Raw genomic sequence first — 25,981 nt, 5'->3', positions numbered from 1 at the left:
CAGGGAAACGAGGCGGGCGGCGGCATCGCCGACCAATGGGGCGAAAATCCGTGTCGGGCGGCTCCTCCTGCCGCGGGCGGCCTGCGCCGGATGCCTGTGCGCGGCGAATTCGTGTGAGGCGTGACGAGACGCCCCGCCGCGAAACCTTCACAACCCTGTCATGCTGCTATTAGACTAAGCCTCAATGGACACGGCCTTTTCGTCTCGCTGCGGGAGGATGTCGGTGATCGCCCCTCATCAGCAGCCCGGACGGCGCCCGGATCGCATTCCGGCCGCGCCCCCCGGCGTCCGCTCGCCGAGCGGCCGCGGCGGGCATCCGTCGTGTCCTCCGACTCTTCCCCCCACTCTCCCCGACCGGCTCGGAGGATAGGCGATGGTCCCCATCTCCTCTCCTGGCGAGCGACGCGAGGACCGGCACCGTGCCGGCCCCCCTCGCTGCGGTCGGCCCGTCGCCAGGGCAGGATGATGCTGGACCTTCAAACCCTCGTGCTCAACGCGGATTACCGGCCGCTCTCGTACAACCCGCTCTCGCTGTGGTCGTGGAAGGACGCGTTCACCGCCCTGTTCCTCGATCGCGTCACCCTGGTGGCGAGCTACGACGTCGAGGCGCGCTCGCCCAGCCGCTCCTTGCGGGTGCCGAGCGTGGTGGCGCTCAAGAGCTACGTCGCCATGGCGCGCAGCCCCGCCTTCACGCGCTACAACATCTACCTGCGCGACACGTTCTCGTGCCAGTATTGCGGCCTGCGCCTGCCGTCGGGCGGCCTGACCTTCGACCACGTGGTGCCGCGCTCCCGCGGCGGCCTCTCGAGCTGGGAGAACGTGGTCGCCGCCTGCAGCCCGTGCAACCTGCGCAAGGCCAACCGCACCCCCGAGGAGGCCGAGATGCCGCTTCTCAACGAGCCGCGCCGGCCGAGCCGCCACGAACTGCACCGCCGCCAGCCGGAATTCGACCACCGCCAGTACCACCACACCTGGATCGACTACCTGTACTGGGACAGCGAGCTGGAGACCTGAGCGGGTCGTCGGGAGGAGCGGAACCATGCCTGTCGCGGCGCTCGCGCGCGCATCCCGGATGTCGGGCCAGGAGTTCCGCGCCTTCCAGGTGGAACGGCCGGACGACGAGCGCTGGGAACTGATCGAGGGGATTCCCGTCATGATGACGCCGCCCCTCATGGAGCACAACGTCATCGCGACGAACCTCCAGACCCTGCTCAACGCGGCCTTGCAGGACCACGACGACAGCCTCTATGCCGTCCAGCGGCCGGGCATCGAGTTCCCATGGCCCCGCGCCATCCTGGCGGAGATGGAGCGGAACGGCGCCACCAAGCCGGAGCCCGACGTCGCCGTGGTCGATTACGATGACGTGGTTGGTGGCAAGCGCTTCACCGACGCGGCGACCCTGCTGGCAGAAGTGGTGTCCAGTACCGACGAGGATCTGACGCCGGTCAGCGGCGCGCGCTGGATCGACGTGAAGGTCCGGCTCTACCGCGAGCACGGCCCCTGCCAAAACATCCTCGTGGTGGAGCAGGAGCGCGTGCACGTGACGCTGCATGCCCGCGAAGCAGGCGGCTGGACTTGCCGGGTGCTGACCGGTCTCGACGACGACCTCGCGCTTCCCGCGACGGGGCTCACCTGCAAGGTTGGGGACCTCTACCGGGACACGCGCTGGCAGCCGCGCCGGGTCAAGACAGCACCGGACCGGACCGGCTGACCGCGCGACACCCTGGAGCGAAGGGCGCGGTTTGCGCTACACGCTGGACGCTTGTCCCGTCAGCGCCGAAAGCCGCATGCCGCACACGACCGTGACCGACGCCCCCGCGCCTACCGCGCCGACCCGCCGCCGCCGGGACTGGCCCGGGCTGTTCCTGCGCGCCGTGCTCTCGCTGTTCCTGGGCCTGCCCCTCGGCGGCGTGCTCTTCGCCCTGACCGGGCTCGGGATCGCCGTCGCCAACGGCGACCCGATCCTCCAGCATCCGTGGCTCCTCACCTTCCGCACCCTGGCGGCGGCCGTGTCCTACGTGTTCCTGGGCGGCTTCGCCTGGACGCCGGAGGGCGGCTACGAGAGCATGCACGCCTGGTACGCCGCCGGCGTGGTGCTGGCCTTCGTCCTGATGAGCCGGCCGTGGCGGCGCTGGACCCGGCGCCGGCAGCCGGAGCCCTGGCCGCGGCGGGCCTGAAAGGGCACGATCCAAGCCTGCGCGATATCGCCGCGGGCGAGGACCGGGAGACGGCGCGACGGAACACCGGTCAGGCGGGAAAATTACTCCCCCCGAGCATCCGGGCCGGCGAGTGCCGGGATGCGCGCCTCCTCAGGAGCCACATCCATGCACCGTCGCGACGTCCTGGTCAGCATGCTCTCCGCCACGGCAGCCCTCGCGGTCACCCGCACCGCCGTGGCGCAACCTATACCGGCCGGCGCCATGCCGACGCCGGTCTACCTGGCGATGGCCAGCAAGGGCGGCCTGTTCCTCGAGAACACCGCGCGCGACGCCTTCGCCAAGTCCGGCAATCCGCGGATCAAGACCTTCGCGCGGGCGGAGGTGACCGAGCAGGTCACGCTTGCCGACAAGATCGACCGGGTGACCGGCGGCACCGTCGCGGTGCCGGTCGGCGGCGGCCAGCCGGGTGGACTGCCCGGCCCGGGTGGGCTCGTCGGCGGCCTGGTGGCGGCGCCGCTCGCGGTCGCGGGCGGGGTGGCCGGCGCGGCGGCCGGCACCGTCGGCGGGGTGCTGGGGATTCCCGGGGTGCATCCGCCGGCGGCATGACCTCGGACGAGCAGAAGGCGCAGATCCAGGCGCAGCTCTCCGGGATGCAGGGTGGTCCGCGCTACGACGCGGCCTTCGTCGACGCCTCGCTCCAGGGCCACCGGGAGGCGATGACGATCCACGGCTCCTATGCCGAGAGCGGCGAGGACCCGGCCCTGCGCCGCATCGCTCGAGGCGCCCTGCCGCTGATCCAGCTGCACATCTCGCAGCTCTCCCGGATGCAGCGGATGACGGGTGGCGGCGAGGGCTGAGCGGCCGCGCGCCGTCCCGCAGGTCGCGACAAGGAAAAGCCCTCGGTCCCGGGTGGGATCCGAGGGCTTCGCCGGGATCCGCGGGGAGGGAGGCGCTCCCCGCGACCTAACCGTTACCGGGTCTGCTGGATGGCCGAGACCACCCACTGGCCGCCGCGCTGGCGCATGAAGGTCCAGACCTCCGTCGCCTCGGGCGGGTTGGTCTCGACGACCTTGCCGGTGGCGCGCTCGATCACCGCGTCGCGCAGGGTGTAGCGCATGGCCACGGTGGCGTAGTCGACCGGACCCTCGCGCCAGGCCTCGGCGAGGTCGCCCTGCTGGAGCTTCACGTCGGCGATCTTGTTGACCACGCCGCGGGCGGTGTTGGCGCGGATCTCCTCGCCGAAATAGCCGAACATCTCCGGCGTGGTGAGGCGGCGCAGGGTAGCGGCATCCTCGGCGCCGTAGGCGAGCTGGACCTCGGTCAGCGTGCGCTCGAAGGCGTCGAAATCCTGCGGACCGATGCCGACCTCGTCGCGCTGGGGCGGCCGGGCCTGCGCGGCGGCGGCACCGCCGCCGAGACCGGCACCGAGACCGCCTAAGCCCCCGCCAAGGCCGCCGCCCAGACCACCGCCGAGCGGACCGCCACCGGAGGCCGGGCCGCTGCGGTTATAGGCGCCCGCCATTGCCGGCTCCTCCTTGCGGCGGCGCAGGAAGCGCACCACGAGGAGCACCACGCCGACCAGCAGGCCGACCTGGAGCAGCAGGCCGAGGAACGAGGCGATGCCGCCGAGGCCGCCGAAGAAGCCGCCGCCGATCAGCGCACCGAGCAGGCCGGCACCGAGCAGGCCGGCGAAGAAGCCGCCGCCGAAGCGCCGCTGCGGCGCGGCGGGGGCACCCATCGACGAACCGGGCTGGGTCATCGAGCGCTGCATCGGCGCCGGGGCACCGGGAGCGGTCGTCGTGGAGGGCGGCGCCGAATAGGTCTTGCTGCCGCGCGAGCCCATGGAGCCGCCGCCGCCGGGACGCGCCTCGCCGGCGGTCGCCGCCACGGCCATCAGGGCCGCCAGGCCGAAGGCCACCGCCGTCCGGCGGCCGCGGGAGAAGGGGGTCATCATCGGTTCGTGTCGCCTCGTGCCATCACCAGTGAGGGGCGGCCCGCCCCTTGGACCGTATATGGGGGTGCGGGTGGCGCAGTAGAAGGGAGGCATCGCACCGAACGCCTTCCCGATTCTAACTACACCCGATGAAGAGTCGCCGATCGGCGCCAGTCCTGCCAAGCGATAAATTTTTGAGACGACAGGGATTATCGTGCGGCGGCACTTCGTTGCGACCGCGGTCGCGGCACCTCGGCGGCCGGAAAGGTGATCCGCACGGAGGTGCCCTCGCCGGGGCTGCTGCGCAGGGCGACGGCGCCGTTCTGGCGCTTGACCAGGGCGTTGAGGATGGCGAGCCCCGTGCCGCGGCCGGGCTCGCGGGTGGTGAAGAACGGCTCCAGCGCCCGGGCCAGCACCTCCGGCGGCATGCCGTCGCCGGTATCCGCCAGGGTGAGGGCGACGTGGCGCCCCGCCGCCCCGTCGGCGGCCACGCCCTCGCCGCCGTGGTTGCATGTGTGAACCGCGACGCGCCCGCCCGCCGGCATCGCCTCGGCGGCGTTGCGCAGCAGGATTTTCAGGATCAGCTCGATCTGGACCGGATCGATGCAGGCGATCCACAGATCCCCGGCGAGATCGAGGTCGAGGGCGATCCCCTCCCCCAGCACGTCGAGGGCCCGCTCCCGGTAGTCGCGCAGCAGGCCGTTGAGATCGACCGGCCGCGGCTCGGGCCGGTGCCTCCGCGAGAAGGCGAGCAGGTGGCGGGTGAGCGAGGAGGCGCGCTCGGCGGCGTCGGTCGAACGGCTGAGCGCCCGCTGGACGAAGGCGTCGGGATGCTCGCCGAGGCGCCGGCGCAGGCCGTCGACGTAGCCGACCAGGATCTGCAGCAGGTTGTTGAACTCGTGCGCGACGCCGTTGGTGAGCTGGCCCAGCGCCTCGCGCCTCTCCGCGAGGCCGAGCGCCACCTCGAGGTCGCGGCGGCGCGAGGTCTCGACGACCTGGACCAGGCTGCCGGGCGCCTCGCCCGCCACCGGAGACAGATGGACGAGCGCCCACAACGTCGCGCCGTCGTGCCGGCGCAGCAGCACCTCGGCGCTGGCCGGCCCATCGGCGAGGAGCGCGCGCAACGCCGCCTCGGCCTCCGGCTCGGCGCCGAGGGCGGCGAGGGCGGCGGGCGCCTCCCCGAACAGGGCGAGGGCGGCCGGGTTGGCGAATCGCACCTCGCCCGGGGGGCCGGGTGCGACCAGCAGGGACGGCAGGGGGGCGGCCGAGAGGACGGCGCGCAGGGTCCCGGCCTCTCCCGGCGCCTCAGCGGCCGGCACTGGCGCGGGGACATCCGGCACGGGCGGGCCTCCGTGATGCGCGGGACAGGGCCGCCGGTCTCGGCGGCCGGGACATCGCCGCGGGCGTGCGGGATGACGCCGCGGGCTCGGACGATACTCTAGAGCAAGTCCGGGCCGCGGGGAAACCGTCACGCCCGGCGCCGGCCGGCCTAAGCCCGCTCATCGGTCTCGACCAGAACCGTGGGACCGAAGATCGCCTCGAAGCGGCCCCGCAGCACCGCATCGACCTCCGGCATCGTCACCGGCCGGCCGAGATCGACCAGGCTGGTGACGCCGTGCTCGCGCACGCCGCACGGGACGATGCCGGAGAAATGCGACAGGTCAGGCTCGACGTTGAGGCTGACGCCGTGGAAGGTCGCCCAGCGCCGCACCCGGATGCCGATCGCCGCGATCTTGTCCTCGACGCCCGGCCCCTTCTCCGGCCGGCGCACCCAGACCCCGACCCGGTCCTCCCGGCGCTCGCCCCGCACGGTGAAGGCGTCCAGCGTCGCGATCAGCCAGGCCTCCAGGGCGGCCACGTAGGCGCGCAGGTCCGGCCGCCGCCGGTTGAGGTCGAGCATCACGTAGGCCACCCGCTGCCCGGGGCCGTGATAGGTGTACTGCCCTCCCCTCCCCGTGCGGTGCACCGGGAAGCGCTCCGGCGCCACGAGGTCGGCCTCCCGGGCGGAGGTCCCGGCGGTGTAGAGCGGCGGGTGCTCGACGAGCCAGACGCGCTCCGGCGCGCGGCCCTCCGCGATGTCCGCCGCCCGCGCCTCCATCGCGCGTTCCGCCTCGCGGTAATCGAGGAGCGCATCGCGCACGACCCATTCGACGGGGGGGCTGCCGGGGGCGGGCAGGAGGCTGCCGGGGGCGATTCCGAGCCGGTCGTTTACCAAGGCTTCACCATAAGAGCAGATTGTTGGCGCATCGTCTCGTGGTCAGGGTGGGTGCGTCCGTTGGCGGTACTCGACATTCTCAAGGTGGACCTCGCGGTCGTGCTCGGGCAGACCCGGATGCCGATCCACATGCTGCTGCGCATGGGCCGCGGCGCGGTCATCGAACTCGACTCGACCGACTCCGATATGGTCGAGATCCTCGCCAACAACCACCCGATCGCCCGCGGGCAGATCGTGGTCACGGGCAACCGCATCTCCGTGGAGGTCACGGAGCTGATCCGCAAGGCCGAGGTGGTGCAGGAGCCCGGCATCCGCATCGGCGACGGCAGCGCCGGCCTGCTCGGCGCCCTGTCGGACGCCCTCTAGGCGAGAATGTTCGCCGGATCCGTATCGGGGCGCTTGCGTCCCCGGGAGGGGACTGGTATTCGCAGCCTCGCTTCGGACGGGTTTCACCCCCGCCCCGCCGGTTCCGGCGAGAACGAGCACTCCGCGGCCATGGCGGAATTGGTAGACGCGCTAGCTTGAGGTGCTAGTTGGGCAACCAGTGGAGGTTCGAGTCCTCTTGGCCGCACCATTCATCCCGCAGGTCCTGGACCGTGGCGTGATGAGATGGAGACCGGATTCGGTACGTCCCTCGACCCTCATCGAGAAGACGCGCCGAGCGAGGTTGCCGATGACCGGGATCGTTTTAGGATTTCGGTGACTGTTAATCTAAGATGTTTCAGATCGGCTGGACGATGTTTTGTGTCCGGCACACTCCGCGGCCATGGCGGAATTGGTAGACGCGCTAGCTTGAGGTGCTAGTTGGGCAACCAGTGGAGGTTCGAGTCCTCTTGGCCGCACCATCCTGCCGATGAGCAGGATCAGCGGACCCGCTGTCGATGCAGGGTTCGTTCCCAGGGCGTTTTACGCGCCGGAACGTGATGACCAGGATCCCCTATCGTGATCGATCGGTGAACGGCGCGGTTCGAGCGTTCGGCATGAGTCGGTCGAGCTGGCCCTCGTGAAGACGGGCGCCGCGCCTCCTCGCACCTTCACCTTCCGCCCGGACGATCCCGAACGCCGTAGCCGGCACTTCCTCTCGCTGCTTGAAGCACCGGTCTAGAAAGCAGGCGCCGCGGATGCATCGCCCCCTGCTTCCCTCGGGGAAAGACGGCATCTCGCGCGTCGCCTCCCCGGACAAGCCCTGCCCCTCGCGGGGCGATCCCCCCAGCCTGGGGTGCCGACGCATCGCTGCCGATCTCGGGCAAGCCCGTGACCGACGAGGCGCGAAAGCACGGGTTCGCCTCAGTTGTAGAAGCGCGGCACGATGAAGCGGATTCCCAGAAGCCCGATCATCGCCAATGCCCCGCTGACCATGAGCACGTACAGGATCGATGCGTCCGTCCCGTAACCCGGGTAGAAGGACGACCGGCAAATCTTGACGACGTGCATTAATGGATTCCACTGCACGTACTCGTAGATGACGGCAGGCATCGACTCCGTCATGAAGAAGGCGCCGCTGGTGAAATACATGATAAGCGTCGGAACTATTGCGCCGATCATCCACGGCGGGAACATCTGCGAGATAAAAACATTCAAGAATCCAATCGACAATGCAAGGCCTAGCGCGAGCAGCATCGACTCACAGAATGCGAATGCATCATATGGCACAATCTGAGCGCCGCAGCATGCCGCAATAAAGAAAACCAAGAAAATGCTCAAACTACTTGTGCAGATTTCGACGATCGCTCGCGACATGACAACATCGAAAAACTTTACCTGAGGAAAGTAGATAAGCTGCTTGTTTTGAAGCGGCCCCTCCATCATCTTTCGCGACGTGTAATTCATGATGATATACGGCGACAACCCGGAGACGGCGAACAGCACGATGCTGTCCCCGAGGGGCGTCGGCATGTGCCGGAGCGCGTAAAATCCGGTGATGACCAGGACGTGGGCGCAGGGCCACCCGACGGCGATGCCGTAGCCCCACATCGTCCCGCCGAAGCGGGTGCGGATGTCGCGCAGCATGAGTGCGCCGAGCACGTCCAGCTGGATCTCGAGCGCCGACTTCGCCTGGTACGCCATCCACCGCTCCCGCTCGGTCGACGGCGCCGCACTCAAGGCGCCCCCGATCCGGTTCATGCATCGGGCAGCGCCATAAGCCGACAATGCGGCGACCGGGTGACCGGTCAGGCCTCGTCCAGGTCGGGCAGGCCCCTGGCCTCGCCGTGGTAGGAGCGGTTCGGGCGCATGTCGACGGCCGAGGCCATGCGGTTCGACATGTTGAAGAAGCTCGCCACCGCGGAGATGTCCCACAGGTCGCGCTCGGAGAATCCGGCATCGCGCAGGGCCTCGCGGTCCTCCTCCTCGATGGTCCAGGGCGCCTCGGTCAGCGCCACCGCGAAGTCGAGCATGGCGCGGTGGCGCGGGGAGAGATCGGCGGCGCGATAGTTCATCGCCAGCATCTCGCCCAGCACCGGATCGCCCGAGAGGCTGCGCACGGCGGCACCGTGGGCGGTGAGGCAGTAATAGCAGCGGTTCACGCTCGACACCGCCACGGCGATCATCTCGCGCTCCAGCTTCGACAGGCCGGACGGGGCCAGCATCAGGTCGTTGTAGAGGGCGGCGAACGCCTCGAGCTTGGCGCTGTCATGGGCATAGGCCAGCAGCACGTTCGGCACGAAGCCGATCTTCTCGCGGCATTTGTCGAAGTAGGCCTGCATCTCCGGCGACAGGTCCGGCGACGGGGCGAGTTCCAGGGCCATCACGGCGCCCTCGGTCTCCTGCGGCGCCGGCCGCTCGCCGACCTCCGGCCTCGCGGTCTTCTTGCCTGCGCTCATGCCCTGCCCTCCCGATGATCGTGCCTCAGCTATAGGCAGTTTGCCCAAGCCAGGCGAGGCCGGGCTTGCGGGGGTCCCGACGCTGTGCCACCGCTCCGCTCACCACCCTCGGCAGAGGACGGGCAGAAGAGGAAGGCCAGACGTGGAACCCTCGACCGCGACCGCGACCCCCGAAGCGAAGGCCAGCCGCACAGACCTGATCGCCGCCGCGGCGGCCCTGGCCGAGGACCGGGGAGGACCCGGCGGCTTCGTCCGCGATCTCTTCGGGCGCGTCGCGCCGGAGGACCTCACCGCCTATCCGCCCGAGGCCCTGGCCGACCTGGCGCTCGCCGCCCGCGCCCATCTCGCCGCGGCGCGGCCCGCCCGCACGATCAGCGCGGTGCGCTTATCCGACATCGAGGTGGAGCGGGACGGGCGCCGGCGCGACCTCACGGTGCTGGAGGCGGTCAACGCCAACCGGCCGTTCCTGCTCGATTCGACGCTGGCCGAGCTCGTCGCCCGCGGCTATCAGCCCCGCCTCGTCGCCCACCCGATCCTCGGGGTCGAGCGCGACGCGGACGGCGCCCTGGTGCGGGTCGTCGGCGAGACCACCGCGCAGGATGCGGGGCCCGATGCCGAGGGCCTGGCCCGCGAGAGCTTCATCCACATCCACCTCGACCGCATCGACGACGAGGCGGCCCGCGCGACGCTGGCCGCCAGCCTCGCCCGGATCTACGTCGACGTCGCCGTGACGGCGGCCGACCATACGGCCATGATCGAGCGGCTGGCCGAGGCGGCGGCCGGCTTGGCCGAGGCGCCGGCACCGCTGGCGCGCGAGGAGGTGTCGGAGGCCCGCGCCTTCCTCGACTGGCTGCGCGACGGGCATTTCGTGCTGCTGGGCCTGCGCGAATACCGTGACCGGGACGGGGCCGACCATGCCGGCGTGCCGGGCAGCGGGCTCGGCCTCCTGCGCGATCCCGCCATCGAGGTCCTGCGCCGCGGCGACGCCATGGTGGCGGTGACGCCAGAGATCCGCGCCTTCCTGGAGGGGCCGGAGGCGTTGATGGTCACCAAGGCGAGCCTGCGCTCGCGGGTGCGCCGGCAGGCCCATCTCGACATGGTGGCGATCAAGCTGTTTTCCGGCGACGGACACCCGTCGGGCGAGCTGCGCCTCGTCGGCCTGTTCACCGGCAGCGCCTATGCGAGCCGGGCCGAGGAGGTGCCGTATCTCCGCCGCAAGGTCGCGCAGGTCGTCGCCAAGGCCGGCCTCGACCCGACGAGCCATGCCGGGCGCTCCCTCCTCCACGTCCTCGAGACCTATCCGCGCGACGACCTGTTCCAGATCGAGCCCGGCCTGCTGCTGCGCTTCGCGCTCGCCATCGTGTCGCTTGCCGACCGGCCGCGGGTGCGGGTGCTGGCGCGGCCCGACAAGTTCGGCCGCTTCGTCTCGCTGATCGCCTACCTGCCGAAGGACCGCACCGACGCCCGGCTCCAGGCCCGGATCGGCGCCTACCTCGCCGAGGCCTTAGGCGGCCGCCTCTCGACCATCGCGCCGGATTATCCGGAAGGCCCCCTCGCCCGCCTCCACGTCATCGTGGCGACCCCCGGCGCGGTGCCGGAGGAGATCGATGCAGGCGCGCTGGAGGCCGGCATCGCGGAGCTTGCCCGCACCTGGGCCGATTCCTTGCGCGAGTCCTTGAGCCGGAGCCGCGGTGGCGATGCCCGCGGCTTGGCTGCCGTCTATGCCGACGCCTTCCCGGCCGGCTACCGCGAGATGTATTCCGGCGCCCAGGCGCTGCCCGACATCGCGATCCTGGAGCGGATCTCGGAAGCCCAGCCCCGGGCGGTCGACCTCTTCCGCCGCCCCGGCGACCCCGACACCCGCATCGGCCTGAAGGTCTTTTCCCGCGGCACCGCGCTGCCGCTCTCCGAGCGGGTGCCGGTGCTGGAGAATCTCGGCTTCCGGGTCATCGACGAGCGCTCCTACCGCCTCAAGCCCGAGGGGGCCGGCGCCCGGGTCTTCCTGCACGACATGGTGCTGGAGCGCGCCGGCGGCGGCCCGGTCGACGTGGCCGCGGTCGAGGGTCCGGTCGAGGCGGCGCTCCTGGCGCTCGCCCGGGATCTCGCCGAATCCGACGCCTACAATCGCCTGGTGCTGGAGGCCGGGCTCGGCTGGCGCGACGTCGCGCTGCTGCGGGCGCTCGGGCGCTACCTGCGCCAGTTGCGCATCCGCTACGGCCAGGATTACCTGGCGGCAACGCTCGCGCGCCATCCGGCCCTCGCCCGCCGGCTGGTAGCGCTGCTCTACGCCCGCTTCGACCCCCGCCTCGACGGCGACCGCGCCGCGCAGCAGGATGCCGTGCGGGCCGAGATCGAGGCGGATCTCGCCGACGTCACCAGCCTCGACGAGGACCGCATCCTGCGCCGCTTCGTCAACCTGGTGGAGGCGGCGCAGCGCACGAACTTCTTCCAGATCGGCCGCAACGGCCTGCCGCCCGAGACCATCGCGTTCAAGTTCCGCTGCGCGAAGGTCGACGGGATGCCGCTGCCCCGGCCGCTCTTCGAGATCTTCGTCTACAGCCCCCGCGTCGAGGGCGTGCATCTGCGCTTCGGCTACATCGCCCGGGGGGGCCTGCGCTGGTCGGACCGGCCGGAGGATTTCCGCACCGAGGTGCTGGGCCTCGTCAAGGCGCAGCAGGTCAAGAACGCCGTGATCGTGCCGGTCGGCGCCAAGGGCGGCTTCTTCCCCAAGCGCCTGCCGCCGCCCTCCGACCGCCAGGCCTGGATGCAGGAGGGCACCGAGAGCTACCGGATCTTCATTCGCACCCTGCTCTCGCTCACCGACAACATCGTCGACGGCACGATCGTGCCCCCGCCCGCCACCGTGCGGCACGACGAGGACGACGCCTACCTGGTGGTCGCCGCCGACAAGGGCACCGCCACCTTCTCGGACGTCGCCAACGCCCTCTCGCTCGAGGCGCATCACTGGCTCGGCGACGCCTTCGCGTCCGGCGGCAGCCAGGGCTACGACCACAAGCAGATGGGCATCACCGCCCGCGGCGCCTGGGAGGCGGTGAAGCGCCACTTCCGCGAGGTCGACATCGACATCCAGGCCGAGCCGGTCACGGTGGCGGGTGTCGGCGACATGTCGGGCGACGTGTTCGGCAACGGCATGCTGCTCTCGCGCTGCCTGAAGCTGGTGGCCGCCTTCGACCACCGCGACATTTTCCTCGATCCCGATCCCGACCCAGCCGTCGCTTTCGCCGAGCGCAAGCGCCTGTTCGATCTGCCCCGCTCGTCCTGGGCCGATTACGACCGGCAAAAGATCTCGGCCGGCGGCGGGGTGTTCTCGCGCCAGGCCAAGACCGTGCCGCTCTCGGCCCAGATCCGCGCCCGCCTGGGGATCGATAGGCCCGAGGCGACGCCGGCGGAAGTGATGCAGGCGATCCTGCGCGCGCCGGTCGACCTCCTGTGGTTCGGCGGCATCGGCACCTATGTCCGCGCGGCCTCCGAGAGCGACGACGAGGCCGGCGACCGGGCGAACGACGCGATCCGCATCACCGGCTCCGAGCTGCGCGCCCGGGTCGTCGGCGAGGGCGCCAATCTCGGCCTGACCCAGCGCGGCCGGATCGAGGCGGCGCGGCGCGGGGTGCGCCTCAACACCGACGCGATCGACAACTCGGCCGGGGTCAACACCTCGGACGTCGAGGTCAACATCAAGATCGCGCTGGCCACGCCCGAGCGCGACGGCCGCCTGAGCATGGAAAGCCGCAACGCGCTCCTCTCCGGCATGACCGAGGCGGTGGCCGACCTGGTGCTGAGGAACAACCAGCTCCAGACGCTCGCCCTGTCGCTGGCCCAGCGCTCCGCCACGGCCGAGACGGGCTTCGCCGCCCGGCTGATGCAGGGTCTCGAGGCCGACGGGCGCCTCGACCGCACCGTCGAGTTCCTGCCCTCGGATGCGGCGCTGGCCGAGCGGGCGCAGGGCGGCGAAGGCTTGACCCGGCCGGAACTGGCGGTGCTGCTCGCCTACGCCAAGCTCTCGCTCAAGGACGCGCTCCTCGGCTCCGCCGTGCCGGACGATCCCTCCCTCGCCCGGGAACTGGAGCGCTCCTTCCCGCCGGTGCTGGTCGCCCGCTATCCCGACGCGGTCGAGAGCCATCGCCTGCGCCGGGAGATCATCGCCACGAGTCTCGCCAACGCCATCGTCAACCGCGGCGGGCCGACCCTGGTCAGCCGGCTCGCCGACGAGACCGGCGCCGAGGCCGCCGCCATCGCCGCCGCCTACGCGGTGACCCGCGACGCCTTCGGGCTGATGGACCTCAACAAGGCGGTGGACGGGCTCGACGGCGCGATTTCCGGCGACCAGCAGCTCGCCCTCTACGCCGAATTGCAGGACCTGCTGCGCCAGCGCATGGTCTGGTTCATCCGCAACGGCGAGGCGGCGCCGGGCGGCATCGAGGCGGCGGTCGCGCGCTACCGCGACGGCATCGCGGCGGTGTCGAGCGCCCTGCCGGGCGTCCTGCCGCCAGCCGCCGCCGAGGCCCTGGCCCGGCGGATCCGGACCCTCGTCGATCACGGCGTGCCGGAAGCCCTCGCCTCCCGCCTCGCCGCATTGAGCGAGCTGGGTGCCGCGCCGGACATCGTCCAGGTCGCCGAGGCGACCGGCCGCCCGCCGGCCGCGATCGCCGCGACGCATTTCGCGCTGGCCGACCTCTTCCGCCTCAACGCCCTCGCGACCGCCGCCCGGGCGGTGCCGGTGGCCGACACCTTCGACCGGATCGCCCTGGAGCGGGCGATCTCCGGCATCGCCGGGGCGCACCGGGCGCTGACCGCCGAGGCCGCTGCCTTCGAGGCGCAAGGAGCGGCCGCGGTCGAGGCCTGGAGCCAGGCCCGCGGGGCCTCGCTCGCCCGCATCCGCACCGCCATCTCGGCCATCGCGGCCTCGGGCCTCACGGTCTCGAAGGTCTCGGTGGCGGCGAGCCTGCTCGGGGACTTGGTGCAGAAGGACTCGGTGCAGAAGGAATCGGCGCCGCGATGAGCCCGCCGGAATTCGGGGCGGACTTCCGGGCCCGCTTCGCGGAGCTGATCGCCTGGCGCCGCGACGTGCGGCGCTTCCGTCCCGATCCGGTGCCGGAGGCGGCGTTGCGCGAGAGCCTGGCGCTCGCCTGCCTCAGCCCCTCGGTCGGCAACAGCCAGCCCTGGCGCTTCGTGCGGGTGTCGAACCCTGAGCGGCGCGCCGCCGTGACGGCGAGCTTCACCCGCTGCAACGACGCGGCGGCTTCCTCCTACGATGACGCGCGCGCCAGCGCCTATCGCAGCCTCAAGCTCGCGGGCCTGCGGGAGGCGCCGGTGCATCTCGCGGTGTTCTGCGACGAGGCCACGGCGGCCGGCCACGGCCTCGGCCGCGCCACCATGCCGGAGATGCTGCGCTACTCCGCCGTCACGGCGGTCCACACCTTCTGGCTCGCGGCGCGCAGCCACGGCCTCGGCGTCGGCTGGGTCTCGATCCTGTGTCCCGAGGAGGTCACCGCCGCCCTCGATGTGCCACCGTCCTGGCGGCTGATCGCCTATCTCTGCGTCGGCTATCCGGCCGAGGAGCATGCCGACCCGGAGCTGGTGCGGCACGGCTGGCAGGAACGGCAGGGCACGGGGGTGATGACGGAGCGCTGAGCGCGGCGCAGGTCCGGATTGCACATGCCGCATTTCCATACATACCAGTAGGTACAATATAAGGATCGCGGCTGCTCGGGCAGCCGCGGAGATCCTCCCATGCCCCTGGTCACCCTCACCCTGAAGCGCGAACGCCCTGGATCGGAGCGGCGCGCCATCGCGGATGCGGTTCACGCCGCCCTCGTCGAGAGCATCGGCATTCCGCCCGACGACCGCTTCCAGGTCGTCTCGCACCACTTCGACGATGTGATCTACGATCCGGGTTACCTCGGCATCGCGCGCAGCGACGACCTGGTGATGGTGCAGGTCCATCTCTCGACCGGGCGCAGCGTCGCTCAGAAGAAGGCGTTGTTCGCGGCGATCGCGAACAATCTCGGCGAGTTCGGGATCAGGCCGGAGGACGTGTTCGTGACGCTGGTCGAGATCGCCCGGGAGAACTGGTCCTTCGGTCACGGCATCGCCCAATACGCCGACGCGGCCCCGTCCCATCTCGCGGGTACGGCCTGAGGGCTGGCCGAGCGGGGCGCGTCGCGGCATACCGCGGAGGCTAGGACTGTCCGGGGGAAGATCAGGCGCTCCTCCCCTCTCCCGTGTGGGAGAGGGGCCTGGGGATCGAAGATCCCGCGTGAGGGTGGCTCGGCTTCCGCAATGACCCTGAACCGTCGAGCTGCGCAGCTCGACGCTCTCAGCTTCACACGGAACGGTCTCCACCCTCACCCCTACCCCTCTCCCATACGGGAGAGGGGATCCCGCGCTTCGGTCGCTTTCCGGACAGCCTGTCACAGACGAAGGGCAAGACGTGGCACGGCCAGGATCATCGAAGCGCGAGGCGATCGTCGCGGCGACGAAGGCGCTGCTGTGGGAGCGCGGCTACGAGGCGACGAGCCCGCGGGACGTGCTGGCGCTGAGCGGCGCCGGCCAGGGCAGCCTCTATCATCACTTTCCCGGCAAGCGGGAGGTGGCCGCCGCGGCGCTCGCCGAGATGGCAGAAGAAGAGATCGCGGTGATCGACGGGCTGTTCTCGCCCGGAACCCCGCCCCTCGACCGAATCCGCGCCTATCTCACCCGCGAGCGGCAGGCCCTGCGCGGCTGCCGCCTGGCGCGGCTCTCCAACGAATCCGCCATGGAGGAGCCGGCCCTGCGCGAGCCGGTCGCGGCCTATGTCGGGCATATCCAGGCGCGGTTGCGCGCGAGCCTGGAGGAGGCGGATGCGGCGGGCGGCCTCGCGCCGGGAATCGCGCCAGCCGCGCTCGCGGCCATGCTGATCGCCGTGGTCGAGGGCGGCTACGTGCTCGCCCGCGTGCACTGGAACGAGGCGGCGATGCGCGAGGCGATCGACGGCGCCGTGCAGGTGCTCGACGCCGTCACCCGCCCTCGGGCGTGAAGGTCCTCAGGTATGAACCTGGGCCGCCGCCAGGATGCCGACGCCGACCGCGATGACCCCGATGCCGAGGATCATCAGGGGCGTCACCGGCTCGCCGAAGAGGATCGCCCCGCCGAGCGCGGCGCCGACCATGCCCACCCCGGCCCAGATCGCGTAGACGACCCCGATCGGCAGCATGTCCATGCTGCTCGACATCAGCCACAGGGCGGTGCCGTAGCCGAGCGCCACGAGGACCGTGGGGCCCGGGCGGGTGAGGCCGTCGGCCGCCTTGAGGGCGAGCGTCGCGGTAATCTCGGCGCCGATCGCCACCGCGAGGATCAGGAACGGGTTCATGCGCGCGCCGTCCGCGGCAGGACCGGAGCGGGACCCTGCGCGGGACCTTGGGCCGGCTCCGGCGCCACGAACATCTCGAGGTCGTCGGCGAATTGCTCGGCGATCTCGGGCGCGTTCTCCAGGCAGACCTTCAGGTAGTCGGTGAAGGAGGGCGGCGGAGCGAACCCCTCGGCGAGGAGCCGCGCGTTCGAGAAGGTCAGGTCGAGGGAGCAGAAGGCGTAGTAGGCCCGCACCGCCCGCAGCATCGCCTGCTTCAGGGCCCCGTCGAGGCCGAAGGTCTCGGCGAAGCGCCGGCGCAGCAGCGCCCGGTCGGCGACGAGGTCGAAGCGCGTGAAGTCGTCGCGCGGGCCGCCCGCCGGATCGGCCGCCGCGAAGGCGCGCATCAGGTCGTCCCAGCGGGCCCGCGCGCCCTCGCCGGCCGAGACGTGGTAGAGTGTGTGGGCGAGCTGCGGCTTGCGCAGCAGGCCGAGCAGGGTGTCGGCGGTCCAGTCGACCGGGATGATGTCGACCGCGCTCTCGGGCGCGCAGGGCACCAGCCGCAGGCGGTCGGCGGCGCGGATCACCCACAGGATGCTCGAGCTCGGCGCCGCCCCCAGCGTCGAATGCCCGACGACGATCGAGGGACGGGCGACCACGATCGGCAGGTCGGCGAAGCTGCCGGCAAGCGAGGTCTCGGCCGCCGCCTTCGAGACCGTGTAGGCGACGAGGTGGCGCGCCTGGGGCGAGGGAAAGGCCGCCTCCTCGACGAGGGAGGGAGCCTCCGCGCCGCAGATCATCGCGGTGCTGACGTGCAGGAATCGGGCGAGGCGCGGCATGGCGCGGGCGCGGCGGGCGAGCGCCAGGGTACCGTCGTGGTTGGTGCGGCTCACCCGCTCCTCGCCCCACCACGAGGTGTCGGCGGCCAGGTGCAGCACGTGGGTGATCGAATCGAGCCGCGGGTCGGCATCGAGGTCGGCGCGGGTGAAGTCGCCCGGCACCACCTCGACGAGGCGTGCGAGGCGCTGGGCGGTGAACGGGTCGGTGAAGCGCGACAGCCGCGCGGCGATTCGCTGGCGGCCCTGCTCGACGCTGGTGCAGCGCACGAGACAGACCCACTCCGCGCCGTCGCGCCGGCTCAGGGCCTGGTGAAGAACGGCGCCGCCCAGGAAACCGGTTGCGCCCGTCAGTAATATCCGTGCCACGCTGGACCTCCCCGTGCCCTGGAGAGATGCCACAGACGCGCAGGCTATAAATCCGGCTTGGCGGCATCAAACTCGGGTCGATTCAGTATGTTGCCCAGGCGCAACCGTCTATTTCTCGTTCTGATTAGTCCATACGAATAAAATAGAGCCGAGAAACATTGTAGAAATAATAGAACTAGGTCGAAAGACATAAGTCATTCGACGCGCATGGCTTCGCCCACCGTGCGTCATGACGGCGGACGACTCGGACATCTTTGGGAAACGATGGCGGCGCGGGCTCAGCCGCGGCTCAGCAGATGGGCGAGCAGCGCCCGCAGCTGCGCGGGCTTGAGCGGCTTGTGCACCAGTTCGCAGCGCGCCGCCCGCACCCGCGCCTCGACCTCCGAGGAGTGGTCGGCGGTAGTGATGACCGCCGGGATGTCGTGGCCGTGGACGGAGCGCAGCCATTCCACGGTGTCGAGGCCGCACGCGCCGCCGTCGAGGTGGAAATCGGCGACGACGACGTCGGGGCTCCAGGTCGTCCCGAGCAGCCGCACCAGGCTCAGGTGGTCGCGGGCCGCAAACGCGTTGGCGTCCCAGCCGTGGAAGAGCCGCGCCAGGGCCTCGAGCGCCGGCTTGTCGTTCTCGATCAGCGCGATGCGGGCACCGGTCAGGCTCGTCGGCGGCACCAGGGAGGGCGCGGGCCGGGGCGGCTCGGGGGCGCACGGATCGAGATGCAGGCTGAAGCGCGAGCCGTGGCCGACCCGGCTCTCGAGGCTCAGGGGATGCCCGAGGGCCTGGGCCGAGCGCCGGACGATCGACAGGCCGAGGCCGAGCGCGATCTCGCCGTCGACGCTCTCGCGCCCGCCGCGGTGGAATTCCTCGAAGATCAGCTCCTGCTCGTCCGCCGGGATGCCGGCGCCGGAATCGACCACGTCGATCCGGATCTCGGAGCCGCGCTTGCGCGCCGCCACCAGCACGCCGCCGGCGGCGGTGTAGCGGATCGCGTTCGAGACCAGGTTCTGGAGGATGCGCTGGAGCAGCACCAGGTCGCTCCTCACCCAGTACCGGCCGCCGCGCACCGACAGGCGCAGGCCCTTGCGGGCGGCGAGCGGCCCGAAGCTCGCCTCGATGCCCTCCAGCACGTCGGCGACGCGCAGGGGCCGCACCACCGGCTGGATCAGCCCGGCATCGAGCTTCGAGATGTCGAGGAGCGTCTTGATCAGGTCCTCGATCGTCTGCAGCCCGCGCTCGACCTGGCCGACGACGGCGCGGGGCTCCGGCTCCATCCGCATCTCGGCCAGCGCCGAGATCGACAGCCGCGCGGCGTTGAGGGGCTGGAGCAGGTCGTGGCTCGCCGCGGCGAGGAAGCGGGTCTTCGAGCGGTTGGCCCGCTCGGCCTCCTCCTTGGCCGCGGTCAGGTCCTGGTTCGTGCGCTCGAGGCTGCGCATCAGGGCCGTCAGCTCCTCGGTGCGGGAACGGACCTGGCCCTCGAGGGTGATGGCGGTCTGGAACAGCGAATAGGCGCTGCCGCGCTGGTCCATCGTGCGCTCGACCTGGGACATCAGGGCGGCGTTGATGCGCTCCAGCTTGGCGATGCGGCGGTGGAGGGAGGCGACGTCCTCGGTCATGACGCCCGCCTCGCCCCCGAATCGTCCGTGCTCACGAGCCGGCGGGCCGGCCGATGGCGATGCCCGTGAAGGTCTGGTTCAGGTGCATCGAGCGGTATTGCTCGCCATAGGTCTCGAAGCCGACGACGTTGTAGTGCCGGTACAGCTCGGCGATGCTGTGGCGGGCCTGGTGGATCTCGGCGTCGAGGCGGCGCAGCACGCATTCGAAGCCGATCACCAGGTCGACGCCGCCGAGCCGCGCGTCGAGCCGGGCCAGTTCGTCCCGGGTCGCCTCGACCAAGTCCTTCTGGCGCGCGAGCGTCAGCACCACGCCGCTCTCGATGGCGCAGTGGAAGCTCAGGGACTGGTCCGGGTTGAGGTGGCGGATCGAGCGGCAGAAGTAGTCGCCGCCGACCCGCACCACGAGCGGATGCGCGGCGAAGCTCGTCGGCGTCAGCGCGTCGGGATCGAGGCCGAGCGCGTTGGCATACTCGACCGCCGCCGGCTCGGCGTTGAGCTCGCGCACGGTGCGCTGCTCCTCGTCGGTCTCGGTGACCACGAACTTGACGCCGGTCGGCTCGAAATTGTCGTTCTTGAAGATCTCGACCGGGAAATCGGACTCGATCAGCAGCAGGATCGCCGCACGGCGATGCACCTGCCCGTCATGGATCAGGGCGGTCTCGGAGAAGGTCAGCTCGTCCCCGGCCGAGCCGCCGACGAGGGGCACCCCGTCGAGCCCGAAGCCGATCGTGGCGATCACCGTCTCCTCGGCATTGGCGAGGCCGTCGATGAGCGAGATCGCGAAGCGCTGCCCGCCCCGCGAGATCCGCTCGTGGGCGCAGCGCAAGGAGCGGATCGAGGCGGCGGCCCGCTCGGCATCGAGGTTGTCGACCGCCTCCAGCACCGTCGAGGCGATGCGGAACCCCTCGTGCGGGAAGGCGATCGCCACGAGGCCGCGATCGAGCCCGGCCATCGGGCTGATCTCGCCCGAGGAGGTGCAGCCGGCGACCCGCACGCCCGGGAAGGCGCGGGCGAGCGCGGCGTTCAGCGCCTCGACGCCGTAGACCGGCGAGAAGAAAATGACGAGATGGGCGATGCGGGCGACGTCGAGGGACTCGGCGATCGCCGCCACGGCGGCCTCGGCCCCGGCCGCCTCGGTCCAGGCGGTCTGGATCCCGCAACGGTGCGAGCGCGTCCGTGTGCCTTGCGCCGAAACTCGCGCCAAGATGTCCCTCCCGTCGTGCCGCTTTCCGTCGCGGCATCGGCGTCATTATGCGGCGGCGGTCGACGGCTGGCAACGGCGGCCGGCGGAGGTTCCCGGGCCTGCGGCCGAGGGACACGGACCCGAGGTTTACACCGGGCTAAGGGTGCGCAGGCGCGGCCGGTGCGGCGGCCGCGCCTGCGCTGGGGAACGGACGGGCGATCGCCCCCGCGATCAGCGGCCGCGCCGCCCCACGCGACGCCGCCGCCAGATGCCACGTTCCGCTCCCACCCGCTCCGCGGTGAGGAGGTCCTTCGTCCGCCGAGGTCGCCCGACGATAGGACCGGGCCCCGGTCAGCCACCATTGGACCTATGTGCAGGGATGGGCCGGTCGGGGCGGCTCCATACCAAAGCACGGTGGCTGCTGAGCTGACAGCGTGATAACTCTTTAACTCGACTTAACGAGTGCAGCCGCGTTGCTGTGCCCGATCTGACAGTGCGTGCGCCGCACGGCCTTGCGCCGCGGCCATGCGCCTGCGAAAGGATGATCCGCTGCGATGGTGGGATTGACCAGTTCGGCCCCCGGGGTGTCTCTTCCACGGCCGGACGGGGCCCCGACGCCCGTCGCCGAAGGGTCGGACATGCACCTGATCATCGTGGACGATCATCCGCTGTTCCGCGATGCCTTGAGCAGCGCGGTGCGCCTCGCCTTCCCGGCCGCGGAGGTCGAGGAGGCGGACGGGATCGAGAGCGCCTGCGCGGCCCTGTCCCGCGGCCGCTCGATCGACCTGACCCTGCTCGACCTGACCATGCAGGGCGTCAACGGCTTCGACGGGCTGATCGCGATCCGTACCCGCTTCCCGCGCATCCCGGTGCTGGTGGTCTCGGGCCTCGACGATCCGCGCATCATGCGCGAGGCGCTGGCCCACGGCGCCGCCGGCTTCGTGCCGAAGGCGGCCGGCAAGCCGGTGCTGATCCGCGCGATCACCGACGTGCTCAACGGCGCGGTGTTCGTGCCCGAGGGCGTGGCCGGCCCGGCCGAGGCCCCGGGCCGCAAGGCCGGCAAGGCCCCGATCGCCGAGCGCATCGCCGAGCTGACCCCGCAGCAGGTGCGGGTGCTGCTGATGATCCGCCAGGGCAAGCTCAACAAGCAGATCGCCCACGAGCTCGGCGTCGGCGATTCGACCGTGAAGGCCCACGTCTCGGAGATCCTGCGCAAGCTCGGGGTCATCAGCCGGACCCAGATCGTGATCGAGACGGCGAATCTGGATTACGACCACATTCTGGCGGGTTTGCCGTCGAGCTGAGCGGGAAGCGTTCGGCCCGCGGCTCTCTTCGAGAAGGCGCGGGCTTTCCCCTCTTCCCGGGGGCACAGGGCTGTTCGGGGAAAGGAGAGCGCGACGTGCTCTTCTCGCACCGGGCGGGGAGAGGGCAAACCCGCCCCGAGAGTACGTCACGATCGGGTCGCAATCGCGACGCTCTCCACGAGGTCCCTGATCCGGCCGCATGGGATGGGCTTTGCCCGTCCGAGACGATCGCCAGACACGGCAATCCCGGCCCGACGCTCGTGAACCATGCCGAGATCGAGGCGGCCCATGCGCTCTCTCGCGGCGCGCCCGGAATTACTGCGCCCGGCGCCAGTTCCGGGCCATGGAGGAAATCCAGGCCGGGGAGGAAGACTCGGAAGCGGCGCCTGCCGAATTGCGCGCGATCCAAGCAGGACGACCGTCGCGGCCTGTCAGTTCATGACGGCACGAAGCCGGGCCGCCGCTCATCCTTCCCTGCAACGAAAGTCTAATTTCGCGAGGACATCCCCGGCCGGTCGCCGCATTGGCAGCCCCTGACGTTTCCTTTACCCGAAAGTCGAAGGAAGCCGCCGAACGCCGTCGTGAGCCCGGCGGCGTAAGCCGGGAGGAATCCGTCATGACTGCCGTCCGGAAGCACGGGCCCTGGGCCCTCGTGGGCGCGCTCGGGGCCGCCGCCCTCGCGGTCGTCGCCACGCAGCGCGGCGAGAGCATCAACGCCCTCTGGATCGTGGTGGCCGCGGTCTCGGTCTACCTGATCGCCTACCGCTACTACTCGCTCTACATCGCCGACCGGATCATGCGGCTCGACCCGACCCGCGAGACCCCGGCCGTGCGCCACAATGACGGGCTCGATTACGTCCCGACCGACAAGTACGTCCTGTTCGGCCACCATTTCGCGGCGATCGCGGGCGCCGGCCCGCTGGTCGGCCCGGTGCTCGCCGCCCAGATGGGCTACCTGCCGGGCCTGCTCTGGATCCTCGCCGGCGTCGTGCTGGCCGGCGCCGTGCAGGACTTCATGGTGCTGTTCGTCTCGATGCGCCGCGACGGCCGCTCGCTGGGCGAGCTGATCCGGGCCGAGCTCGGCACGATTCCCGGCATCGTCGCCTTGTTCGGCGCCTTCCTGATCATGGTCATCATCCTGGCGGTGCTGGCGCTCATCGTCGTCAAGGCGCTCGCCGAGAGTCCCTGGGGCACCTTCACGGTGATGGCGACGATCCCGATCGCGCTGCTGATGGGCGTCTATTCGCGCTGGATCCGGCCCGGCCGCATCGGCGAGGTCTCGATCCTCGGCTTCGTGCTGCTGATGGCCGCGATCATCTTCGGCCAGAACGTCGCCGAGGATCCGGCGCTCGCGGCGATGTTCACCTTCACCGGCACGCAGCTATGCTGGATGCTGATCGGCTACGGTTTCGTCGCCTCGATCCTGCCGGTCTGGCTGCTGCTCGCCCCGCGCGACTACCTCTCGACCTTCCTCAAGATCGGCACCATCGTCGGCCTGGCGCTGGGCATCCTGGTGCTCGCGCCGCATCTCCAGATGCCCGCGGTGACGAAGTTCGTCGACGGCACCGGCCCGGTCTGGTCGGGCTCGCTGTTCCCGTTCCTGTTCATCACCATCGCCTGCGGCGCGGTCTCGGGCTTCCACAGCCTGATCTCGTCGGGCACGACGCCGAAGCTGATCGACAACGAGGTCAATGCCCGCTTCATCGGCTATGGCGGCATGCTGATGGAATCCTTCGTCGCCGTGATGGCGCTCGTCGCCGCCACGGTGATCGATCCGGGCGTCTACTTCACCATGAACTCGCCGGCGGCAATCGTCGGCACCACGCCCGAGAGCGCGTCGGCGGCGGTCACCGCCATGGGCTTCCCGATCTCGCCTGAGACCATCAAGCAGACCGCGGCGGATGTCGGCGAGCACAGCGTGATCTCGCGGGCCGGCGGCGCGCCGACGCTGGCGGTCGGCATGGCCCACATCATATCGAACGTCATAGGCGGCAAGGCGATGATGGCGTTCTGGTACCACTTCGCCATCCTGTTCGAGGCGCTGTTCATCCTCACCGCCGTCGATGCCGGGACGCGGGCCGGGCGCTTCATGCTCCAGGACCTGATCGGCGTCGCGGTGCCGGCCTTCAAGGACACCGCGTCCTGGGGGCCGAGCATCGTGGCGACGGGTCTGTGCGTCGCGGCCTGGGGCTTCTTCCTCTACCAGGGCGTCACCGATCCGCTCGGCGGCGTGAACACCCTGTGGCCGCTCTTCGGCATCTCGAACCAGATGCTGGCGGCAATCGCGCTCACGCTCTGCACCGTGGTCATCTTCAAGATGAAGCGGGAGCGCTACGCCCTCGTCACCATCGTGCCGACGCTGTGGCTCGTCGCCTGCACGCTGACCGCCGGCCTCCAGAAGGTCTTCTCCGCCGATCCGCGGGTGGGCTTCCTGGCGCACGCCGACCGCTACGCCACCGCGCTCGCCGAGGGCAAGGTGCTGGCGCCGGCCAAGACCGCCGACCAGATGCGCCAGATCGTGCTCAACGACCGCATCGACGCGGTGCTGGCGCTGGTCTTCGTCGGCGTCGTGGTGGCGATCATCGCCTTCGGCGTGAAGGCCTGCCTCAAGGCCTACCGGGCCGACCGGTGGACCGCCGTCGAGGCGGATCCCCGGGCGATCCCGGCGGCGGCGGAGTAAAGCCGATGGGCACCGAGACCTTGCGCGAGCGCTGGGCGACCCTGACGCGCTGCGTCTGCGACGGGGCGCGGCTGATGGTCGGCCAGGGCAACTACGACACCTACGTCGCCCATATCCGCAAGACCCATCCCGACCAGCAGCCGATGACCGCGACGGAGTTCTTCCGCGAGCGGCAGAACGCCCGCTTCGGCGTCGGCGGCCGCGGCGGCTTCCGCTGCTGCTGAGCCCTCTCGCCCGCGCAAGGATCCTTAACCCTGCGCGGGCGAAACAACACGCAAGGCCGGTCCCGGTTCCAGGAAAGACGAAATCCGTTCACGGGTCTTTCAGGATACACCCGTAACGCTTGCGGCAGGATGATGGCGGCGATGTCGCAAGTCGCCGCCGCCCCGACACGATCGGGTAAAGCGCGCCTTAACTAGGGCTGATCCGGCAGCATGGCCGTGACGCGCAATCGGCACGGCTGAGGTCGCCGGGGCGGTGCTACAGAAGAAGCCCCTGTTCCGCACCCGCCGTGACACCCGTGGCCTCCCTGACGCTCCCCATCGCCGCCCCGTCCGCCCGCCCGGCCATGCCGGCCCTGCTCGGCGACCAGCCGCTTCGCGGCATCGTGCTGGTGGTGGTCTCCACCATCTTCCTGTCCAGCTCCGACGCCACCGCCAAGTACCTCACCGGGCAGCTCTCCGGGATCGAGGTGGCGTGGCTGCGCTATACCGGCTTCCTCGCCGTGATGCTGGTCGCCGCCCTGGTGCGGGCGCAGATGAAGCGCGGCGCCTCGCCGTTCCGCTCCGCCCGTCCCGGCTTGCAGGTGGTGCGCGGCGTCGCCCTCGTCGGCTCGGCCCTCCTGTTCCTCGCAGGCCTGCGCTCCCTGCCGGTGGCCGAGATCACCGCCATCGCCTTCGTGTCGCCGATCTTCGTCACCGCCCTGTCGATCCCCGTGCTCGGCGAGAAGGTCGGTGCCCGGCGCTGGGCCGCGGCCTTCGTCGGGCTCTTGGGCGTCCTCATCATCGTGCGGCCGGGCACCAGCGCGTTCCAGACCGCGGCGCTCCTGCCGATCGTCTCGGCCCTGTTCTGGGCCGGCGCCCTCGTCGTCACCCGCAAGATCAACGGCTACGACGCCCCACAGACCACCATGACCTGGTCGGCCGTCGTCGGGTTCCTGATCCTGTCCGCCATCGTGCCCTTCGTCTGGGAGACCCCGAACCTCAACCAGGTCGCGATCGGCGCCGCCATCGGCTTCATCTCGACCGCCGGGCACTGGATCGTCACCATCGCCTACCGCCACGCCCCTGCCTCGACCCTGGTGCCGTTCTCCTACAGCCAGATCATCTGGGCCGGCCTCCTCGGCTTCCTGTTCTTCGGCACCGTGCCGGACGCCGTGATGGGGCTGGGCGTCCTGGTGATCTGCGGCAGCGGCCTCTACACCGCCCACCGCGAGCGGATGCGCCGGGTTCCGGCCCCGACCGGGGTGCTGCCGGCGGGTGGGGTGCGCTGAGGGACGGTCTCCGCGCTCGACCTCTCATTCATG

21 protein-coding genes, 2 tRNA genes and 1 pseudogene are annotated in these 25,981 nt (G+C 70.7%); 15 read left to right on the top strand and 9 right to left on the bottom strand.

From position 1 onward, the window contains the following. Positions 1-465: 465 nt before the first annotated feature. The 4 genes and pseudogenes from F1D61_RS24710 to F1D61_RS24695 all read left to right on the top strand — a co-directional run bounded on the left by F1D61_RS24710 (position 466) and on the right by F1D61_RS24695 (position 3,016). A complete protein-coding gene (locus F1D61_RS24710; RefSeq protein WP_048431169.1) occupies positions 466-1,014 on the top strand; it encodes an HNH endonuclease in 549 nt (182 codons plus the stop codon). 25 nt (positions 1,015-1,039) lie between these two features. After that, positions 1,040-1,711 carry a Uma2 family endonuclease gene (locus F1D61_RS24705; protein WP_203154721.1) on the top strand — a complete coding sequence of 224 codons (672 nt, stop codon included), beginning with the start codon at positions 1,040-1,042 and terminating at the stop codon, positions 1,709-1,711. Between the two features lie 76 nt (positions 1,712-1,787). After that, positions 1,788-2,177 carry a hypothetical protein gene (locus F1D61_RS24700; protein WP_203154719.1) on the top strand — a complete coding sequence of 130 codons (390 nt, stop codon included), beginning with the start codon at positions 1,788-1,790 and terminating at the stop codon, positions 2,175-2,177. A gap of 147 nt (positions 2,178-2,324) precedes the next feature. After that, positions 2,325-3,016, top strand: a pseudogene (locus tag F1D61_RS24695) (DUF4142 domain-containing protein). A 113-nt stretch (positions 3,017-3,129) separates the two neighbouring features. Here F1D61_RS24695 and F1D61_RS24690 read toward each other — a convergent pair. The 3 genes from F1D61_RS24690 to lipB all read right to left on the bottom strand — a co-directional run bounded on the left by F1D61_RS24690 (position 3,130) and on the right by lipB (position 6,307). Beyond that, complete coding sequence (locus F1D61_RS24690) at positions 3,130-4,113, bottom strand: Tim44 domain-containing protein (protein ID WP_203154717.1); 984 nt, start codon at positions 4,111-4,113, stop codon at positions 3,130-3,132. 188 nt (positions 4,114-4,301) lie between these two features. Next, positions 4,302-5,432, bottom strand: coding sequence for an ATP-binding protein (locus F1D61_RS24685; RefSeq protein ID WP_203154715.1), 1,131 nt, complete (start codon positions 5,430-5,432; stop codon positions 4,302-4,304). Positions 5,433-5,581: 149 nt separating this feature from the next. Further along, complete coding sequence (lipB, locus tag F1D61_RS24680; RefSeq protein WP_203154713.1) at positions 5,582-6,307, bottom strand: lipoyl(octanoyl) transferase LipB; 726 nt, start codon at positions 6,305-6,307, stop codon at positions 5,582-5,584. A gap of 60 nt (positions 6,308-6,367) precedes the next feature. Between lipB and F1D61_RS24675 the strand changes: the two genes are divergently transcribed. The 3 genes from F1D61_RS24675 (at position 6,368) to F1D61_RS24665 (ending at position 7,152) form a co-directional block, all read left to right on the top strand. Further along, the gene (locus tag F1D61_RS24675; RefSeq protein ID WP_203154711.1) at positions 6,368-6,673 is read left to right on the top strand and encodes a FliM/FliN family flagellar motor switch protein; all 306 of its coding nucleotides are present in this window, start codon (positions 6,368-6,370) and stop codon (positions 6,671-6,673) included. A 123-nt stretch (positions 6,674-6,796) separates the two neighbouring features. Continuing rightward, positions 6,797-6,881 (top strand) — tRNA-Leu (locus tag F1D61_RS24670). 186 nt (positions 6,882-7,067) lie between these two features. Continuing rightward, a tRNA-Leu gene (locus F1D61_RS24665) sits at positions 7,068-7,152 on the top strand. A gap of 442 nt (positions 7,153-7,594) precedes the next feature. On the opposite strand, the gene F1D61_RS24660 is transcribed toward F1D61_RS24665, so the two are convergent. Together F1D61_RS24660 and F1D61_RS24655 are read right to left on the bottom strand one after the other, a co-directional pair. Beyond that, a complete protein-coding gene (locus F1D61_RS24660; RefSeq protein WP_203154709.1) occupies positions 7,595-8,374 on the bottom strand; it encodes an ABC transporter permease in 780 nt (259 codons plus the stop codon). A gap of 104 nt (positions 8,375-8,478) precedes the next feature. After that, on the bottom strand, positions 8,479-9,129 hold the full coding sequence (locus F1D61_RS24655; RefSeq protein ID WP_203154708.1) for a peroxidase-related enzyme: 651 nt from the start codon (positions 9,127-9,129) through the stop codon (positions 8,479-8,481). A gap of 142 nt (positions 9,130-9,271) precedes the next feature. On the opposite strand from F1D61_RS24655, the gene F1D61_RS24650 reads away from it, so the two are divergent. The 4 genes from F1D61_RS24650 (at position 9,272) to F1D61_RS24635 (ending at position 16,165) form a co-directional block, all read left to right on the top strand. Then, entirely contained in the window at positions 9,272-14,149 is a 4,878-nt protein-coding gene (locus tag F1D61_RS24650; protein ID WP_246775513.1) for an NAD-glutamate dehydrogenase, read from the top strand. Next, entirely contained in the window at positions 14,146-14,781 is a 636-nt protein-coding gene (gene bluB, locus F1D61_RS24645) for a 5,6-dimethylbenzimidazole synthase (RefSeq protein WP_203154704.1), read from the top strand. Before F1D61_RS24650 ends, bluB begins: the two co-directional genes overlap by 4 nt. Positions 14,782-14,880: 99 nt before the next feature. Continuing rightward, positions 14,881-15,288 (top strand): tautomerase family protein, encoded by a 408-nt coding sequence (locus F1D61_RS24640; RefSeq protein WP_203154702.1) that lies wholly within the window; start codon positions 14,881-14,883, stop codon positions 15,286-15,288. Positions 15,289-15,580: 292 nt separating this feature from the next. Further along, the gene (locus F1D61_RS24635) at positions 15,581-16,165 is read left to right on the top strand and encodes a TetR/AcrR family transcriptional regulator (protein WP_203154701.1); all 585 of its coding nucleotides are present in this window, start codon (positions 15,581-15,583) and stop codon (positions 16,163-16,165) included. 6 nt (positions 16,166-16,171) lie between these two features. On the opposite strand, the gene F1D61_RS24630 is transcribed toward F1D61_RS24635, so the two are convergent. The 4 genes from F1D61_RS24630 to F1D61_RS24615 all read right to left on the bottom strand — a co-directional run bounded on the left by F1D61_RS24630 (position 16,172) and on the right by F1D61_RS24615 (position 20,493). Then, positions 16,172-16,498 (bottom strand): DMT family transporter, encoded by a 327-nt coding sequence (locus tag F1D61_RS24630; RefSeq protein ID WP_203154699.1) that lies wholly within the window; start codon positions 16,496-16,498, stop codon positions 16,172-16,174. Continuing rightward, on the bottom strand, positions 16,495-17,679 hold the full coding sequence (locus tag F1D61_RS24625) for an SDR family oxidoreductase (protein WP_246775512.1): 1,185 nt from the start codon (positions 17,677-17,679) through the stop codon (positions 16,495-16,497). Before F1D61_RS24625 ends, F1D61_RS24630 begins: the two co-directional genes overlap by 4 nt. 278 nt (positions 17,680-17,957) lie before the next feature. Continuing rightward, positions 17,958-19,289 carry an ATP-binding response regulator gene (locus tag F1D61_RS24620; RefSeq protein ID WP_203154697.1) on the bottom strand — a complete coding sequence of 444 codons (1,332 nt, stop codon included), beginning with the start codon at positions 19,287-19,289 and terminating at the stop codon, positions 17,958-17,960. Positions 19,290-19,320: 31 nt separating this feature from the next. Then, positions 19,321-20,493, bottom strand: a complete 1,173-nt coding sequence (locus F1D61_RS24615; RefSeq protein WP_203154695.1) for an FIST N-terminal domain-containing protein — start codon at positions 20,491-20,493, stop codon at positions 19,321-19,323. Positions 20,494-21,110: 617 nt separating this feature from the next. On the opposite strand from F1D61_RS24615, the gene F1D61_RS24610 reads away from it, so the two are divergent. The 4 genes from F1D61_RS24610 (at position 21,111) to F1D61_RS24595 (ending at position 25,948) form a co-directional block, all read left to right on the top strand. After that, positions 21,111-21,776, top strand: coding sequence for a response regulator (locus tag F1D61_RS24610; protein WP_246775511.1), 666 nt, complete (start codon positions 21,111-21,113; stop codon positions 21,774-21,776). Positions 21,777-22,392: 616 nt separating this feature from the next. Then, on the top strand, positions 22,393-24,456 hold the full coding sequence (locus tag F1D61_RS24605) for a carbon starvation CstA family protein (RefSeq protein WP_203154691.1): 2,064 nt from the start codon (positions 22,393-22,395) through the stop codon (positions 24,454-24,456). A gap of 5 nt (positions 24,457-24,461) precedes the next feature. Then, the gene (locus F1D61_RS24600; RefSeq protein WP_203154689.1) at positions 24,462-24,680 is read left to right on the top strand and encodes a YbdD/YjiX family protein; all 219 of its coding nucleotides are present in this window, start codon (positions 24,462-24,464) and stop codon (positions 24,678-24,680) included. A 344-nt stretch (positions 24,681-25,024) separates the two neighbouring features. Continuing rightward, positions 25,025-25,948, top strand: a complete 924-nt coding sequence (locus tag F1D61_RS24595) for a DMT family transporter (protein ID WP_432443321.1) — start codon at positions 25,025-25,027, stop codon at positions 25,946-25,948. Positions 25,949-25,981 lie beyond the last annotated feature (33 nt).

It is taken from the genome of Methylobacterium aquaticum (assembly GCF_016804325.1).
Classification (GTDB): Bacteria; Pseudomonadota; Alphaproteobacteria; order Rhizobiales; family Beijerinckiaceae; genus Methylobacterium; species Methylobacterium aquaticum_C.
This window is presented reverse-complemented; position numbering and strand designations above follow the sequence as displayed.

Coding starts and splice junctions, on each gene's coding strand:
- F1D61_RS24710 (WP_048431169.1), top strand. CDS start 466: ATGCTGGACCTTCAAACCCTCGTGCTCAACGCGGATTACCGGCCGCTC.
- F1D61_RS24705 (WP_203154721.1), top strand. CDS start 1,040: ATGCCTGTCGCGGCGCTCGCGCGCGCATCCCGGATGTCGGGCCAGGAG.
- F1D61_RS24700 (WP_203154719.1), top strand. CDS start 1,788: ATGCCGCACACGACCGTGACCGACGCCCCCGCGCCTACCGCGCCGACC.
- F1D61_RS24690 (WP_203154717.1), bottom strand. CDS start 4,113: ATGATGACCCCCTTCTCCCGCGGCCGCCGGACGGCGGTGGCCTTCGGC.
- F1D61_RS24660 (WP_203154709.1), bottom strand. CDS start 8,374: ATGGCGTACCAGGCGAAGTCGGCGCTCGAGATCCAGCTGGACGTGCTC.
- F1D61_RS24655 (WP_203154708.1), bottom strand. CDS start 9,129: ATGAGCGCAGGCAAGAAGACCGCGAGGCCGGAGGTCGGCGAGCGGCCG.
- bluB (WP_203154704.1), top strand. CDS start 14,146: ATGAGCCCGCCGGAATTCGGGGCGGACTTCCGGGCCCGCTTCGCGGAG.
- F1D61_RS24640 (WP_203154702.1), top strand. CDS start 14,881: ATGCCCCTGGTCACCCTCACCCTGAAGCGCGAACGCCCTGGATCGGAG.
- F1D61_RS24630 (WP_203154699.1), bottom strand. CDS start 16,498: ATGAACCCGTTCCTGATCCTCGCGGTGGCGATCGGCGCCGAGATTACC.
- F1D61_RS24620 (WP_203154697.1), bottom strand. CDS start 19,289: ATGACCGAGGACGTCGCCTCCCTCCACCGCCGCATCGCCAAGCTGGAG.
- F1D61_RS24610 (WP_246775511.1), top strand. CDS start 21,111: ATGCACCTGATCATCGTGGACGATCATCCGCTGTTCCGCGATGCCTTG.
- F1D61_RS24605 (WP_203154691.1), top strand. CDS start 22,393: ATGACTGCCGTCCGGAAGCACGGGCCCTGGGCCCTCGTGGGCGCGCTC.
- F1D61_RS24600 (WP_203154689.1), top strand. CDS start 24,462: ATGGGCACCGAGACCTTGCGCGAGCGCTGGGCGACCCTGACGCGCTGC.
- F1D61_RS24595 (WP_432443321.1), top strand. CDS start 25,025: ATGCCGGCCCTGCTCGGCGACCAGCCGCTTCGCGGCATCGTGCTGGTG.